12 protein-coding genes are annotated in these 15,845 nt (G+C 65.3%); 11 read left to right on the top strand and 1 reads right to left on the bottom strand.

The genetic code is table 11. The annotated features are described in order from the left end of the window. Window positions 1–2 precede the first annotated feature (2 nt). The 10 genes from asnB to KUG43_RS02825 all read left to right on the top strand — a co-directional run bounded on the left by asnB (window position 3) and on the right by KUG43_RS02825 (window position 11,895). A complete protein-coding gene (gene asnB / locus KUG43_RS02870; protein WP_216905822.1) occupies window positions 3–1,823 on the top strand; it encodes an asparagine synthase (glutamine-hydrolyzing) in 1,821 nt (606 codons plus the stop codon). A gap of 256 nt (window positions 1,824–2,079) precedes the next feature. Beyond that, window positions 2,080–3,831 carry a carbamoyltransferase family protein gene (locus KUG43_RS02865; RefSeq protein ID WP_216905820.1) on the top strand — a complete coding sequence of 584 codons (1,752 nt, stop codon included), beginning with the start codon at window positions 2,080–2,082 and terminating at the stop codon, window positions 3,829–3,831. Then, window positions 3,828–4,694, top strand: a complete 867-nt coding sequence (locus KUG43_RS02860) for a glycosyltransferase family 2 protein (protein ID WP_353617911.1) — start codon at window positions 3,828–3,830, stop codon at window positions 4,692–4,694. The genes KUG43_RS02865 and KUG43_RS02860 overlap by 4 nt, the downstream gene beginning before the upstream one ends. A 28-nt stretch (window positions 4,695–4,722) precedes the next feature. Beyond that, window positions 4,723–5,457, top strand: a complete 735-nt coding sequence (locus KUG43_RS02855; protein WP_216905818.1) for a YdcF family protein — start codon at window positions 4,723–4,725, stop codon at window positions 5,455–5,457. 8 nt (window positions 5,458–5,465) lie between these two features. Further along, complete coding sequence (locus KUG43_RS02850; protein ID WP_216905816.1) at window positions 5,466–6,389, top strand: SDR family oxidoreductase; 924 nt, start codon at window positions 5,466–5,468, stop codon at window positions 6,387–6,389. Continuing rightward, complete coding sequence (locus KUG43_RS02845) at window positions 6,386–7,324, top strand: MraY family glycosyltransferase (RefSeq protein ID WP_216905814.1); 939 nt, start codon at window positions 6,386–6,388, stop codon at window positions 7,322–7,324. The genes KUG43_RS02850 and KUG43_RS02845 overlap by 4 nt, the downstream gene beginning before the upstream one ends. Before the next feature lie 398 nt (window positions 7,325–7,722). Beyond that, on the top strand, window positions 7,723–9,576 hold the full coding sequence (locus KUG43_RS02840; protein WP_286194349.1) for a polysaccharide biosynthesis protein: 1,854 nt from the start codon (window positions 7,723–7,725) through the stop codon (window positions 9,574–9,576). Beyond that, window positions 9,573–10,370, top strand: a complete 798-nt coding sequence (locus tag KUG43_RS02835) for an exosortase/archaeosortase family protein (RefSeq protein ID WP_216905810.1) — start codon at window positions 9,573–9,575, stop codon at window positions 10,368–10,370. The genes KUG43_RS02840 and KUG43_RS02835 overlap by 4 nt, the downstream gene beginning before the upstream one ends. Before the next feature lie 374 nt (window positions 10,371–10,744). After that, window positions 10,745–11,182 carry a hypothetical protein gene (locus tag KUG43_RS02830; protein ID WP_216905808.1) on the top strand — a complete coding sequence of 146 codons (438 nt, stop codon included), beginning with the start codon at window positions 10,745–10,747 and terminating at the stop codon, window positions 11,180–11,182. Between the two features lie 440 nt (window positions 11,183–11,622). Next, window positions 11,623–11,895 (top strand): protein-tyrosine phosphatase family protein, encoded by a 273-nt coding sequence (locus KUG43_RS02825; RefSeq protein WP_216905806.1) that lies wholly within the window; start codon window positions 11,623–11,625, stop codon window positions 11,893–11,895. Between the two features lie 9 nt (window positions 11,896–11,904). On the opposite strand, the gene KUG43_RS17215 is transcribed toward KUG43_RS02825, so the two are convergent. Beyond that, window positions 11,905–14,313 carry a GumC family protein gene (locus tag KUG43_RS17215; RefSeq protein ID WP_216905804.1) on the bottom strand — a complete coding sequence of 803 codons (2,409 nt, stop codon included), beginning with the start codon at window positions 14,311–14,313 and terminating at the stop codon, window positions 11,905–11,907. A gap of 411 nt (window positions 14,314–14,724) precedes the next feature. Here KUG43_RS17215 and KUG43_RS02815 point away from each other — a divergent pair, with 411 nt between their 5' ends. Next, entirely contained in the window at window positions 14,725–15,831 is a 1,107-nt protein-coding gene (locus tag KUG43_RS02815) for an SLBB domain-containing protein (RefSeq protein ID WP_353617914.1), read from the top strand. Window positions 15,832–15,845 lie beyond the last annotated feature (14 nt).

Here is a 15,845-nt window from a genome sequence, read left to right as displayed (position 1 = left end):
CAATGTGCGGCATCGCGGGCCAGCTGGGCCGGGAACCGGGCGACTTCGCCGCCAGGGTCGGCCCCCGCCTCGCCCACCGGGGACCCGATGACGCCGGCGTCTGGCAGGACGCCGAAACCTGCCTGGTCCACCGGCGCCTGGCGATTCTGGATCTTTCTCCCCTGGGCCACCAGCCGATGGCCTCCCCCTGCGGCCGCTGGCAGCTGGTCTTCAACGGTGAGATCTACAACCACGTCGAGCTGCGCCACCGGCTGGAAGCGGAGGGGCAGCACTTCCGAGGCAGCGGCGACACCGAGGTGCTGCTGGCCTGGCTGATCCGCTGGGGACGGGACGGGCTGGCGGCGTTGCGCGGCATGTTCGCCTTCTGCCTCTACGACAGCCGCGAGCGCAGCGCCCTGCTCGCCCGTGATCCCCATGGCATCAAGCCCCTCTACCTGCGCAGCGGTCCGGAGGGATCGCTCGCCTTCGCCTCAGAACTGCGGGCCCTGCTGGCGGCCGAGGCGAACCGGCCCCACCTGGATCGCCAGTCCCTGGCTCGCTACCTGGCCACCGGATCGGTGAGCGAGCCCGCCACCCTGGTGCAGGGCGTTCAGCGCCTGCCCAGCGGCCACGCCGCCAGCTGGCACCGGGGTGAGCTGAGCGTGTATCCCTGGGGGGCCCTGCCGGAGAGCCTCGACGGTGCCAGCCGCGACACCGGCATGACGGCGGCCGAAGCCGTGGCCCTCACCCGCTCGGCGCTCGAGGACTCCGTGGCGGCCCACATGGTCAGCGATGTGCCCGTGGGGCTGTTCCTCAGCGCCGGACTCGACTCCGCCTCCCTGCTGGCGCTGGCCCCCCGGGGCCTGCACACCTTCACCATCGGGTTCGAGGCGGCAGGGGCCGGCGGCTTCGATGAATCCGGGCCGGCGGACCGCATCGCCAGCCACTTCGGTGCCCATCACACGCCTCTGAACCTCTCGGCCGACCAGGTCCGTCAGTGGCTGCCCGCCTTCCTGGCCAGCCAGGACCAGCCCTCCATCGACGGATACAACACCTGGTGTGTGGCCCGGCTGGCCACGGAGCACGGGCTGAAGGTGGCCCTCTCCGGTCTTGGCGGCGATGAATTGTTCGGGGGCTACCCCAGCTTCCAAATGGTGCCGAAGCTATGCCGTTGGCGCCGCCGTATCGGACCGGCCGGTCCGCCGGCGGCCTGGATTCTGCACCGGCTGCCCCAGGGGCGCCGGGCCAGGCTGCAGCGGATCACGGGGTTGCTGGAGGCCCCCGCGTCCCTCGGCCAGGCCTACGGATGTTTCCGGGGACTGTTCTCCCCCAACGAAATCGAGCGCCTGCTGGCGCACTGGGGGCTCAGCACCTCAGCTGGGACGCCTGCGACCGGCGAAGCTGGCGGGGCAGAGGCACCCGGCGGGCGCGAAGGGGTGGCCTGGCTGGAGGGCACCCGCTACCTGCGCAACCAGCTCCTGCCGGACAGCGATGTGATGGCCATGGCCGCCGGCCTGGAATTGCGCCTGCCCCTGGTGGATGCCCAGCTGCAGCGCCGGCTGGCGCCGATCCCCGCCGCCCTGCGGCTGGCGCATGGCAAGCAGCTGCTGGCGGACAGCCTGCCGGAGCTGCCCGGCTGGTTTCTGAACCGCCCCAAGCAGGGGTTCCGTTTTCCGTTCCAGCTCTGGCTCGACGACCCGGCCTCACCCCTGGCACTGCGGCTGCCCTCGACCCCCCGTGGGATCGACCTGGCGCCCTGGTACCGGCGCTGGAGCCTGATGGTGCTGCAGCACTGGCTGGAGGTTCACCTCGGCGTCAGCCTGTCCGCGGCCCCACACCCGTGAACGACACGCCGCCTTGCGCCCTCAGGTTGCCCCCGGGAATGTCCCCTAGGATCCGGCTGCCGCTGAATGCCCAACCCGCCGGGTCATCGGCTCCCGTGTTCCGTCCTTCCGTTCGGGGATGGCGAGGCCGATCCGATCCTGAGAGCCAGCCTCCCGGCTCCATGACGCTGCAACGGTGCGTGGATCCCCGGACCCTTCCGAGGCTGGCCGACGCCACCAGCACCACCCCGCCCCCGCCAACCGGTTCACCCGCTTCATGACGCTCATCCTGGGCATCAATGCCTTCCACGCCGATGCGGCCGCCGCCCTGGTCCGGGATGGGGTGATCGTCGCCGCGGCAGAAGAGGAGCGCTTTCGCCGCATCAAACACTGGGCCGGTTTTCCCTCCGAGGCCATCGCCTGGTGTCTGGCCGATGCCGGCGTGGGGCCAGCCGACCTCGACCACATCGCCATCAACTCCCAGCCGGGGGCCCACCGCTGGCGCAAGGTGGCGTACACCCTGGGGCACCGCCCCGATCCCCGCTTCCTGGTCGCCCGCTGGCGCAACAAGCGGGAACGGGCCGGCCTGGCCCAGCAACTGGCCCTGGCCTTCCCTGGATCGGAGATCGGGGCCCGACTGCACTTCGTGGAGCACCATCGGGCCCACCTCGCCTCGGCCTTCTTCGCCTCCCCCTTCCAGGAGGCGGCGGTGATCTCGGTGGATGGGTTCGGCGACTTCGCGAGCGGCGCCTGGGGCCATGGCCAGGGCAACCAGCTCAGCCTCGATGGCCAGATCTGGTTCCCCCATTCCCTGGGCGCTTTTTACACGGCCATCACCCAGTACCTGGGCTTCCCCAACTACGGCGACGAATACAAGGTGATGGGGCTGGCGCCTTATGGCCAGCCCACCCGGATGGAGGCCATGCGCCGCATCGTGAGGCTCCAGTCCGACGGCACCTATCGGCTGGATCTGCGCTATTTCCTGCACGCCACCCAGAAGCTGCCCCACCAGTGGAGCCATGGGGCCCCGGTGGTGGGCGGCCACTGGAGCCCGGAGCTGGAAGCCCTGCTCGGTCCTGCCCGCCAGGCGGAGGAGCCACTCCAGCAGCACCACATGGACATCGCCCGTTCGGCCCAGACGATGTACGAGGAAGCCTTCTTCCACTTGTTGCGGGCCCTGCACCGGACCCACCCCAGCGACCAGCTCTGCATTGCCGGGGGCTGCGGTGCCAACTCGGTCGCCAACGGCAAGTTGACCCTGGCCACCCCGTTCCAGCGGGTTTATGTGCAGGCGGCCGCCGGTGACGCCGGGGGCGCCCTCGGCGCCGCCCTGGATGTGTGGCACAGCCTGGGACGGACCCGCAGCGCGCCGATGCGCCATGCCTACCTGGGCAGCCAGCCGGCGCCAGGAGAGGTGGAGGAACTGCTCGCCAGCCCAAACACCCGCATGGCCCTGGAGCAGGCCCAGTGCAGCCTGGAGCGACCGGAGGAAGGTGCCCTCTGTGAACAGGTGGCGGCGGCGATCGCCGAGGGGCTGGTGATCGGCTGGTTCGATGGCCGCATGGAGTGGGGACCGCGGGCCCTGGGGCACCGTTCGATCCTCGGCGACCCTCGCCGCGCCGACATGAAGGACATCCTCAACCTCAAGATCAAACGGAGGGAATCGTTCCGTCCGTTCGCCCCTTCAGTGCTGGAGGAAGCGGTGGGCGACTGGTTCAGCCTCGATGGGGAGGTGCCCTTCATGATGCAGGTGTATCCGATCCGTGAGGAGCAGCGGGCCCGTATCCCAGCTGTCACCCATGTGGACGGCAGCGGCCGTCTCCAGACCGTGAACGCGGCGGACAATGGCCGCTACTACCGCCTGATCCGCGCCTTCGCCGACCAGACCGGCGTGCCGATGGTGCTCAACACCTCGTTCAACGAAAACGAGCCGATCGTCTGCACCCCCGCCCAGGCCCTCGACTGCTTCCTGCGCACCCGCATGGACCTCCTGGTGCTGGGAGATGTGCTGATCCGCCGGCAGGGGTGAGCTCCCCCGCTGCCGCAGGCGCCCCGCTGCCCCCTGGATCCGCCACAGGGCTCACCCTGATCGTTCCCACTCTCGATTCCTACCGGCTGCTGCCCCGGCTGGTCACCTCCCTGCAACGTCAGAGCTGGCCCCACTGGCGGGTGCTGTTCATCGACGGGCCCAGCCGAGCGGAGCACCGGGCCTGGCTGGAGGCCCTCTGCCACCGGGACAAGCGCTTCACCTGGCAGCCCCAGGAGCCGACGTGTCCTGGCATTTTTGGCGCCATGAACCAGGGCTTCCTTGCCGCGCCCGCGGACCACTGGCTGTTGTGCTGGGGCAGTGACGACTGGGCAGCCAGCCCCACCGCACTCGAGGAGGCGCTCAAGGCGACCCGGCCGGCCACGCCAGGGGGCGACCCACCCGATCTGGTGGTTTGCCATGGCCGTTATGCAGGGCCAGGCAAGGACGGGGCGGTCCGGCTGGGACGCAGCACGGCCTTCTCCAGCTGTGGGGCCTATCGCCTCAACCTGTTTCTGGGCTCCACCCCACCCCACCAGGCCACCCTGATCGGGCCGGGGGCCCGCCGGCGCGTCGATCCGTTCGCCGCACCCTTCCGGCTCTCCGCCGACCTCGACTACTTCCTCCGCCTGAGCGCCTGCGCCGACCTTTCGTGCCGGACACTGGATCTGGAGCTGGTGCACATGGGCGAGGCGGGTGTCAGCGGCCAGCAGACCCGCCGGCGGCTTCAGGAGGTCCGGCTGGCCTATGGGCGGGCGTTCGGCTGGCTCTGGTGGATCCCCTTCCTGCTGCGCTATGTCAGGCGTCTCTGGAGTCGGATCCCTGTGTTGGGGAAGGCCCGGATGAGAACGGGACAGGGCAGATAAACTCACCTGGGCCTGCGCGTCAATTCCCTTGCCAGAGCAGAGCGGGCCGGCCGGGGCAGACCGGAAACGGCAGCGGCAACGGGTGCGGCGACACACCCCCCGGACCATCCAGGGCAGCCCCCTGCAACGCTTCTGGGCCAACCGCACAGCCCGCCTGGGGGCCATGGCGTTGGGCATCGTGGCCGTGGTCGCCTGGTTTTTCTCTCCCGCCTGGCAGGGGACCCGGGGTCCGGGGCCAACGTCAGGGAGAGACACCGTCACGGCGCCCAAGACGAGCACGGGACAAGGGACCCAGGTGATCACCGCCTTCATTGAGGATCCCTGGCGGAGCCAGTCGGCCCTTCTCCTCTGGCGGGAGCGACCAGGTGCGTTGCTGGTACTGCAGGGCAACGCCGAGTACCAGGCCATCACCTACAACCACCTCCGCAACCGAAGGCTCTGGCCCCAGGACACCTCGAAACTGTTGCGCTTGCTTGCCGGTTGCGACACCGTCGGTCAGGTGACCGCCCTGGCCCGAATGCTGGAGACCAGACCCGGACCGGGACAGCTCACCTTCGTCACAGCCGAAACCCACATGGCCCGTACCCTGGCCATCGCCCGGATCGTCTTTGCCGGCACCGGCTGGCAGGTGGAGGGCTCTGACGCCGAAACCGGTGATCTGCGCCCCGAATCCCAGCTGCGGCTCTGGCGCGACCAGGTGCGCACCTCCCTCTGGCGACTGACGGGGTGGGATGGCCGCCTGGATGGCAACGAATGCCTCTGATCTCCCCCTTGGCCCTCCCGGCCCCCGCCCCAATCACGCTCTTCGGAGCCACGACCCCCAGCGGGCAGGCCCTGATGGAGCTGGCCAGGGGGACCCAGCTGGTGGTGGCTGGCCGACGTCCTCCGCAGTCGCCCGCCTGGGGTGGCGATCCACCTCCCTTTCTGCCTTGCGACCTCGACCATGCCAACGGTCTGGGCATGGCCCCGTCCGGGTTGCTGGTGAGCTTTGCCCCCATCTGGTCGTTCGCACCCTGGGTGGCCCGTTATGCCAGCACCGACCCGCTCGGCTTCGCCTCCCTGCAGGGGGTGATCGCCTGCTCCTCCTCCTCGGTGATCACCAAGCGGTTCGCCGCCAATGGCTTCGACCGAGGTCTGGTGCAACGGCTGCGACAGGCAGAGGAGCAGCTGACGCTGACCTGCGCGGCCCACGGCCTGCCCCTCCGCATCCTGGCGCCCACCCTCATCTATGGCCAGGCCGGCCCCCTGGGCGATCGCAACCTGAGCAAGCTGCGCCAGCTGCTGCGCCGCCTGCCCCTGCTGCCCCTACCCGGCGAGGGGGGCCTGCGGCAACCCATCCACTGCCGCCAGCTGGCCGCCGTGGCGCTGCATCTGGCCCACCTCCTGCCCTCGTCGGGGGGCGACCATGCCCAGCCGGTGCATCTGCCCCTCGGAGGCGATGACACCCTGACCTACGCCAGCATGTTGCGCCGTCTTCAGGACGCGACCGAGCCGGGCGATCCGGCCCGAGGCTGCCGGCTGCTGGCCCTGCCGCCACGCCTCTTTCAGATCCTGGCCGCACCGCTGCTGCTGCTCTCGCCGAAATTCTTCGAGGCGGTGCTCCGCATGGGCGCCGACCTGGCCGGGTTCACCCCAGCCCATCGCATCCTGGGGGCACCACCTGAACCCTTTCCCGTGCTGCCGCTGGCACCATGACCGCCCTTCACAACGCGGTTGTTCTGATGCTGGGCGGGGGCCTGGGGGCGCTGCTCCTGCACCTGCTGCTGCCTCTGTTGAGGCGTGGGCTGGTGGATCAGCCCAACGCCCGCAGCTCTCACCAACGGCCCACCCCCCGGGGCGGGGGCCTGGCCTTTGTCCTGGTCGGCAGTGGGCTGGCTCCCCTGGCCGGGGCAGGCTGGCCGGCCTGGATTCCGATGATCTGCCTGCCGCTGGCCCTCGTGGGTCTGCTGGACGACCGCCTTGATCTGCCGGCAGCAGGGCGTTACGGCATCCAGATCGCCACGGCCCTGGCCCTGGTGGCGATCACCCCGCTTCCTCTGGCGTGGTGGCTGCTGCCCGTGGCCTGGTTCGCCGTCACGGCGGTGATCAATTTCGTCAACTTCAGTGATGGCCTCGATGGACTCGTCGCCGGCTGCGCCTCGGTGCTGCTGACCATTGCCGTACTGGCGATGGCGCCGGAGGCTGGCAACGCCCTTCTCCCCCTGCTCGGGGCCCTGTTGAGCTTCCTTGTCTGGAACTGGAGCCCGGCCAGGGTGTTCATGGGGGACGTGGGCAGCACGTTCCTCGGGGCGGTGATCGCCGGCGTCGTGCTGCAGCAGGGAACGCCGGCCATGGCCCTGGGCCTTCTACTGGCGGGATTTCCCCTACTGGGCGACCCCTGCCTCTGCGTTTTGCGCCGCTGGCAGGCAGGACAGCCCATCTTCCAGGCCCATCGGCTGCATCTCTACCAACGCCTGCATCAAGCCGGCTGGCCCCACAGCCGGGTGGCCATCCTGTACATCGGTGCCACCGCCCTGCTGGGCGGGGCCCTCCTTCTCCAGGGCCTGGCCCTGGAGCTCGGCCTGCTGCTGGCGGCACTCGCTGTCGGCCTCTGGCTGGATCGGCACCACGCTGTCCCCTTCTCACCCTGAAATGGCAGTAAAGTGCCAAGTGGGCTCAAATCCATCCGGCGATCCATTCCATTCCTTGATCACATCCATTTGATCACATCAATGTTGGATGAAAATCTCGATCCCAGCTTTCATTGCTAGCATCTGTTCCTGATGTCATGCACTGCCCTAGCGGCGACAAGACAGAGGCGTTACTACTGTCCAAGGATCCAGGCTCGACCCTTCATCATTGTTTCAGCAGCTTTCACATCTCGCCACCCTTTAGTACTGGCTTTGCCTTGGTATCTTTTCAGCAAGTCTTTACCTGATCGATCGATTCTTAGCGATCTGAACGTTTGATTCCCCAGCTCACCATTCTTCGCTATGTCCAGAAGCAGCTGCTCGCCCGCAGGCTGCTTCTGGTCGTCTTTGACGGTCTGATGATCATTGCGGCTTACCTCGGGGCCTTCATTCTGCGCTTACCGGATGCCGCGTCTCTCAGTGGTTTCCTGCCATCCACCATCCTGCTTCTGCCCCTGGCCGTGATCACGGGCCTACCCGTTCTGGTGGTCTCCGGTTGGTACCGGGGGCTCACCCGCTACGCCGGCAGCCATTCCCTCTACGGACTCGTGCCCCGCTCAGGCTCGATGGTGCTGATCCTGCTGCTGATCAGCACCCTGATCGGGGGGGCCCAACCACCTCGCTCGTTCTGGATTCTCTACTGGTTGCTGTTCACCGGGGGCGCCATCGCCAGCCGAATCGTGCTGCGCGACGTCCTGATCCATCACCTTGATCAACGGGACAACCACAATCCCGACAACATCCAGGGCGATGCCACCCTGATTTACGGGGCCGGGGCCTCCGGGATGGCTCTGCTGATGGCCCTGCGCAACGACCCCCGCTTCCGCATCATCGGATTCCTTGACGACGACGAAGGGATCCAGGGCCGAACGCTTCAGAACATGGGAATCCACACGCCCGTCAGGCTGCCCCGATTGATCGAGCGTCACGGCGTTACCAAGGTCCTGCTTGCCATGCCGGCCATCTCCAGACGTCGCAAGCGGCTGCTTGTTGACCAGCTCACCCACAGGGGGCTCGAGGTGCTGTCGATTCCCTCATTGGCTCAGATGGCCAGTGGCCAGAGGATCGTTTCCGACCTGCAGGCGGTGGCGATTGAAGATCTGCTGGGACGAGAGCCCTCCAATCCCGACCCGGTGCTGCTGAAGGCTGGTGTCCAAGGGAAGGTGGTGATGGTGACAGGAGCGGGTGGCTCGATCGGCAGCGAACTCTGCCGCCAGGTTGTGGCGTTGGGCGCTTCCCGGCTGCTGCTGGTTGAGCGCAATGAGTTCGCCCTCTACGCCATTGAGCGCGAGCTGAGATCCCACCCGTGCGGGGTGGAACTCCAAGCCGTTCTGGGCGATGCCTGTGATGCGAGTCGCCTCACCCTGCTCTGCCGCCGGCATGCTGTGGACACGATTTTCCACGCTGCTGCCTACAAGCACGTACCGCTCGTGGAGGCCAATCTCTGCGCCGGAATCGCCAACAACATCGGCGCCACCGAGGCCGTCATCGCCGCCGCCCTCGCCACAGGGGTCAGCCGGCTCACCCTGATCTCCACCGACAAGGCCGTGCGCCCGACCAATGTCATGGGGGCCAGCAAGCGCATCTGCGAACTGCTTCTCCAAGCCGCCGCCGCGGAGATCGAAGCGGGCGGACCGATTCTGTCCATGGTTCGGTTCGGCAATGTGCTCGGCTCATCCGGCTCGGTGATCCCCCTGTTTCACCAGCAGATCTCAACGGGGGGACCTGTCACCGTCACCCATCCGGCCATCACCCGCTATTTCATGACCATCCCGGAAGCCGTGCAGCTTGTGCTCCAGTCCACCGGCATGGCGATGGGAGGCGATCTTTTCCTGCTCGACATGGGTGAACCGGTCCGGATCGCCGACCTGGCCAGGCAGATGATCGAACTATCCGGCCTACGGGTACGGGACGAGCACAACAGCGACGGAGACATCGCCATTCAGTACACGGGTCTGCGACCAGGGGAAAAGCTCTACGAAGAACTTTTGATCAGCGCCGACGACCAGCCCACCCAGCACCCGCTGATCCGTCGGGCCAACGAACCACATCGCGAAGCAGAACAGTTGTTTCCACTCATTCAGCAACTGCACGAGGCTCTCGCCAACTGGGACGAAGTGACAACTGGTGCACTGCTGCGCCGACTGGTGCCGGAATACGATCCATCTGAAGAGCTTCCGACCGCCTCCCTCGTTGACGCGATGGCCCGATGAGCAACATTGTCGTGCGTCTTGCCAACAGGCTTCTGATGAAGCTTCCATCGTCTTGGCGGGCGGCCATTCCAGCCATTCCCCCACCGACCCCCCGCAACCTCTGGCTTGCCCTTGCCGCAGCCGTGGCGATCCAGAACTCCGCCGTCTTCCAAAGCAGCCAGAGCGAGCACACGACGGTGTTCGCCGTACTGGTATGGGGAGGTGCAGTGATCTGCATGGAGGATCAGTTTGAAGACCTCAATCCCAGGCCTGCCGCCTGGGGGTTGATCCTCGGCACTCTGCTACTCCTCTGGGTCCTGACCCGATCGGCCGTGATCGTTCACTGGGACGGGCTGTTGTTCGCCCTTGCTCCGATCGGCGGCCTTGCCCTGGGGCTGATGGCCGAGAAGCCCGGCAGGCTTGGCCGCTTCCGCGATCCCCTGCTCTGCCTGATGCTGCTCCCGGGCTTCGCCCTGTTGATGCGAATTCTGCCGGAAGCCCCCCTCAGCCTGCTCACCGCCCGATTGTCCGGCATCTGGCTCAGCATCCTGGGATTAGACGTGGTCGTGAATTCCCGCAGCGTGCTGCTCCCTGGTGGCGGCGTGCAGGTGCTTGGCCCCTGCAACGGCCTCGATCTGATGGCCCAGATCCTCTGCGTGGGAGTGATCTTCCTGTTGGCCTTTCCGATTCGCTCCTGGGGTAGTCGCTGCCTGATGTTTCTGGCGGCTCCGCTGATCGGGCTGATCTGCAACACCTTACGCATCGCTCTGCTGGCCATCTTTGCCGGCAATGGTCACTCCAAGGGAAGCTGGTAGTTTGATTTCTTCCATGACAGCACTGGATCTCTGGTCTTCTCCGGAGTCGCCGTTCTGATCTTCGGCATGGTCTACATGCGGTTGCTGGAGAGGGAACTACCACCCCTCCCCTCGCCGCCATCGCAGGGAGAGGCAACGTGATCACCCCTCCACTCCTGGTGAAGTGGTACGGCACACTTGCCACTGTGGCGGCACTGCTCGCCACCCAGGCCATCGTGATGCCACGCTGGCCCTCAACGGCCTCCGACCCCCTCCCGGCTGAGCAGCTGGAGGCTCGACTGGGTGGGGCGGGGCTGCTCTCCCGATCGGAGCGGCGCTCGCCAGCCAACCCCTGGCCTGCGAAGCGCAGCCTCGAACTCGCGACGTCCGTCCCCGTGCGGCTGCCCCTGCGTGGAGGTTTCGAGCTCACCTTGATGCAGGGCTCCGTGCGCCAGCGGTTCAACTTTCAAGCGAGCAGCATGGGCATGGATCAGCCCAGCCTGAAGCTGACTCAGCGCCGTCTGAGCGAATCACCGGTGCCGACAGCGATGGGCCTGGCCGAAGATCGTCCGGTTCTGCAGACCTGCCTCCTGGCAGACCCTGACCTTAACGATGCTTTTGGCGTGACACGGGAACAACTCTCCGCGATTGCCGACCGTCTGGCCAGCGGCAAGGCCGCCTCTCTCGAGCGGGTGATCGGGCTTCAGCCCAATCGCACGTATGCCTGCACTCTGATCAGTTTGCGTGGGCCGAAAGGGGAGCCACCCTCTGAACGCCTCTGGAAGCAGATTCTCGACCTGGTCGAACCAGTGCTGCGATCCCGGCAGAGCTAAGCCAGGGACCACGGCCCACCCGCTTCCCTTTCACCTCGCCCGACGCCCCATTCCGTCATCGCCCCCATAGCCTCCACGCGCCTCCCACCAGATCCTTCCGAGCAGCATCGCGAGATGACCAGGCACACGGCCCAACGCAACAACGCTCAGGTGAACAGCTAGTGGTCGGAGCCCTGAGACGGTTTCTGCAGAGCCTGGGGGAGCCGGATCGGCTTGAGCAGCCGATCCTTGACCGCTCGTTACCTTGCAGCTGGGTGCTCAGCAATCGGCTTGTGGTTGGTCCGATGCCGCGCGGAGACAGACACTGGCAACAACTGGAGCTGGCCGGTGTTCGGAGTCGCTTCAGCTGTTGTTACCCAGACGAGGAAACCGGGCTGATCCTGCCGCCTGGATGGTCCAGTGACAGGGTCTCCCTGCCAGATCACCGGGAACAGGAGCCGATGCAGGAAGCGAGGCTTGCCCTGGCCCTGGAGAGGGCGGAAGCCCTGGTGGCTGACGCCGCTCCGGTCTACCTGCACTGCATGGCGGGCTTTGAACGCTCACCGCTGCTGGCCGTTGGACTGACGGCCCGGCTCCGTGGCATCGACATGCTGGCCGCCCTGGCCTGGGTGAGACGCTGTCATCCGATGGCCATGCCCATCTACTCCCACTTGGTGTTGCTGGAGGGAATTCTGTCGAACAAGGCAGGAACCAAGGCAATCCGTGGAGACTGAGCCTGACGCTCAGCCCCTGTTGCCAAAGCGCCTGCGCAGCCAGTCGATGGGACCGCCTCCAGACTCGCTGGCTTGGCGATGTCGACGGGATGGGACCCTTTCGGCGGAAGGCAAGGAGCTGCGGGGGGTCATGCCAGTGAGGTTGCCGCCGTTGGACGCGGTGGTTTCGGAGGCTTGGCCATCCTCATCGCGGAAGTAGGTCTTGACGTCTGACTCTCCATCGTTGTAGCGAGAGCTGATCGCGGCGTTGGTGGTTGCACCCTTCATGTAGCTGTCGCGATAGCGCTGGACGTAACTGCCAAAACCACCTGTGGAGGAGTCGCCAGCACTCTTGGCATACCCAGAAGCCGATGCATAGGCATAGTGGTAGTAATAGCCGTATTCGTAGCCATAATCGTTGAGGCGACTCGGGAAGTTCACCTGATTGCAGATGATGCCCAAAACATCAACCCCCGAGGCCTTGATCCGGCGGCTGGCCTGGGGCGCGAGCTCACGACTCACCTTGCCCAGACCCACAAGGAAAAGGATGCCGTCCAGCTTCTCTCCGAGCAGGATCGGATCAGCCTGCATCAGGCAGGGAGGGGCGTCAACAACAATGATGTCGTAGCCAGGAAGGGCACGAATCTCTTCCATGATCTCCTTACAGCGGCTGGAGTTCAAAAGCTTGGCAGGATCTGGTGGCTTCGGACCGGCCGGGAGAACATCCAAGTTTTCGACGATGGAATGAATGAATTCCGTGGGCGTCCGAGCTGAATCGGACAACAGTGTGGACAGGCCTTCACCCTGTTCGGCGCCCAGATATCTGGCCTGCATGGGGAGACGCATGTCGGAATCAACCACAAGCACCTTCAAGCCAAGATCAGCAAGGGTCCGGGCGAAGACAGCCACAGCCGTGGACTTTCCCTCTCCCTGGGTAGAGGACGTGATCCCCACCATGCGAATGTTGTTGTCGGCGCGAAGCAGGCGGAAGGTGGTGAACAGGCTGCGCAGGGACTCCTTGATCGCAAAGCGCTCGCTGGAGGACATCTTGGAGATGCTGGTGGCGATGTCGACACCAGGCTCCAGGGGAAGGTAAGGAATCAGACCCAACACGGGCAGCTGGAGCTCCTTTTCCACCTCCATGGGGGTATGGAAGACGTTGTCCGTCTTCTCCCTGAGAATGGCTGCACCGAGCCCGGCCAGCAGGCCGATCATGATCGCCCTCAGGAGATTGCGCTGAATGTCGGGCTCTACTGGACTGCCGCCGAAATCGGGGGGGCCAATCACTTCCCAGGGTGTGATCGAACGGGCCATCTCCAGCCGGTAACGCTCCCTGGCCTGGATGTAGGAGGAGTACTGCTCCCTGGCAATGGCCAGACGCTGGTTGATGTTCTCGAACTCCGACATCTTCTGCGGATTGTTCCGGAAGTTCTCGCTGAGAAGAAGGATCTGGCGGTTGAGTTCATCTTGCTGGGCCACGTTCGAAAGCAGCCTGGCCTTCACGGCATCGGCAGCCTGGCGCTGGACCACTGGCAGCAGCTGGTCGCGTCTCGCCAACAGGGACTTAACAATGGGGGAGTTGTCCTTGAACGTACCTTTGGCGGTGGCCAGTTCCTGCTCGAACTGGTTGAGCAGATCAAGGGGAGTGGCGGCGCCGCGCGCCGCATCTACTCCAGTGGAGGGCCGATCCGGCACGAGAACACTGTTACGACCCAGTTGCTCAAGGGCCGTGGGAGCTCCACTGGGGGTGAACTGGAGTTTGCCGGTTTGAATCGATTTCAGTTGGCTGTCGAGCTGCACCTGCTCGTTCTGGAGGGTGCGCAACTGGTTGACAAGCCCTTCGCGGGCTCCGAGGATCTGGCCAGCGGCCGTGGCAGGGTCGACGAAATTATTGCGCTCGCGGAACTTGAGCATCTCCAGGGAGAGCTTCTGAACCCGGGCCTCGATTGCCGGGGCCTGCTCATCCAGGAATCGGACACCTGAATTGACAGCGGCTTGGCGCTGGGTGAGGGAAAAGGCGGTGTAATCCTTCGCAAGCTGACGGAGAATCACTTTGCCTTTGGCTGGATCGGGCCAGCGCAAAGAGACATTCAGAACATTAGCGACGCTTGCCGATTCTTGGTTGATGGACAAGCTGCCCTGGAGGGCCCCAAGAGGTATGCCCTGTCGCTGGGCAACCGGCCCCAGCAGCAACGGGCTGCGCATCAGGACGATGAGGCTTGGGATGTCCGTCTCGATTTCACTACGGGCGACGCTTTCGACCGAACCGCCGCCGCTGCCGCTGGAGGGGGTGTCGAAGGGATTACTGATCTGCATCTGGAACCCGCCCTGGTAGACGGGATCGAAAATGCGTTGCCGCAGGGTATTGATCGCCAATACACCCGTCACCGCGGCAAAGGTGATCAGGAAAATGGATTGGCGGCGCTTGACGGTCCGCACCAGTCCTCCCAGGCCACCAGAGCCTGACTGTCCGTCGCCCGTGGGATTCAGGGGACTCTGGAGCGTGGGGTCGTAGGGGAGGCTCTGGATAGGGCCCTGACCCGTCGACGGCGGCAGAGACAGCGGGCGCGGCGTTCCACCCGGAAAGGTCTCAGGAGGAACACCCGTCGTTGTCACGTTATGAACTGCGGAGAAAGTCACACCGATGATAATGGCAACAGGCGAAGAATGCCCCCTTGACGTGGGCGTCTATGGTGGTAATCCGATCAATGTCCGTTGGTGGCTTCTCCTCCCAGAACATCTGTACGCCAATGGCCCATCGGAGGCCAGACGCTTGCCGTCGTTCAACGGTCCTCTTTCCGTCAATGGCTGAGCCGCCGAACGAGCCGACGGCGGCTCTCCACCTTGGGGGTGCTGGGTCTCACCGGGTTGATCTTCTCCCCAACCGGCCTGTTGGCCTCGGTGCCCCAGGGAGTCAACCCGCAGGCCCCCTGGAGTGGGGCTGTCCCGGTCAGCCCTGTTCCAGCCTCAGGTCCTGCCTCATCGGCTCCGCTTCCCCTCTCGGTAACGGAGGTTTACAACGATCTTTACGTCCTTGGACCAGGGGACGGTCTCCAACTCACCTTCACCGACCCTTCCGCCGTCGCCATCGGTGGTCCGGTCGTCATCCTTCCTGACGGAACCTCCACTCTTTCCCTGCTGGGATCGGTCCAGTTGACAGGTCTGACCATCGGTCAGGCCACCCGTTGGCTGACCTCCCTTTATGCCAAGCAGCTGGTACGGCCTGAACTCATCCTCAGCCTGACCTCTCCCCGGCCCGTCAAGGTCACCATCATCGGTGAGGTTGGTCGCCCGGGTCTTTATCCCTTGCCCTCCTATTCCACCCCGGTTTCCGCCATCCAGACGGCCGGTGGGGTGACCCTCAACGCGGATATTCGAAAGGTGTTGCTCCGCCGCCTGGCCGGGCCAGACGGCAGCCAGAAGCAGACCGTCCTCGATCTGGCCCAAGTGTTCCAGGTGGGCAACCAGCGCCAGAACCCCATCCTTTTCGACGGTGACACCATTGTCATCGCCCGCACTGAAGATCTGATTCCCGAGGAAGTTCTTCAAATCGGTGCTACGAACCTGGCCCCTGCCACCATCACCGTTTCGGTGATTGGTGAAGTGAGGAGCCCTGGCACCATCAGCGTGCCCGCCAACACCCCTTTGGCTGAAGCCATTTTCCGTGCTGGTGGCGCACAGAACTGGCGAGCCAACAAGAACGACATCCAGCTCGTCAGACTCAACCGCAACGGGACCACCACCCGTGAAGTCTTCAGTTACAGAGATGGGCTCGGTGTCTCCAAGGGTCTGAATCCACCCCTGAGGGACCGGGATACGATCATCGTGAACCGCACCTTCTACGCCGAAGCCCTCGACGTCATCAATCAGGTCATCGTTCCCCTCAGTCAGGCCGCCAGCTCCTATTATTTCTTCCGAGATACATTTAACGGCAACAACAACAACAATTTCCGCTGACGCTCGCCCATCCG

The sequence above is a fragment of the Synechococcus sp. CCY 0621 genome (genome assembly GCF_019038465.1).
Classification (GTDB): Bacteria; Cyanobacteriota; Cyanobacteriia; order PCC-6307; family Cyanobiaceae; genus Cyanobium.
Note: the sequence above shows the minus strand (reverse complement) of the source record. Positions and strands in the feature narration are given on the sequence as shown.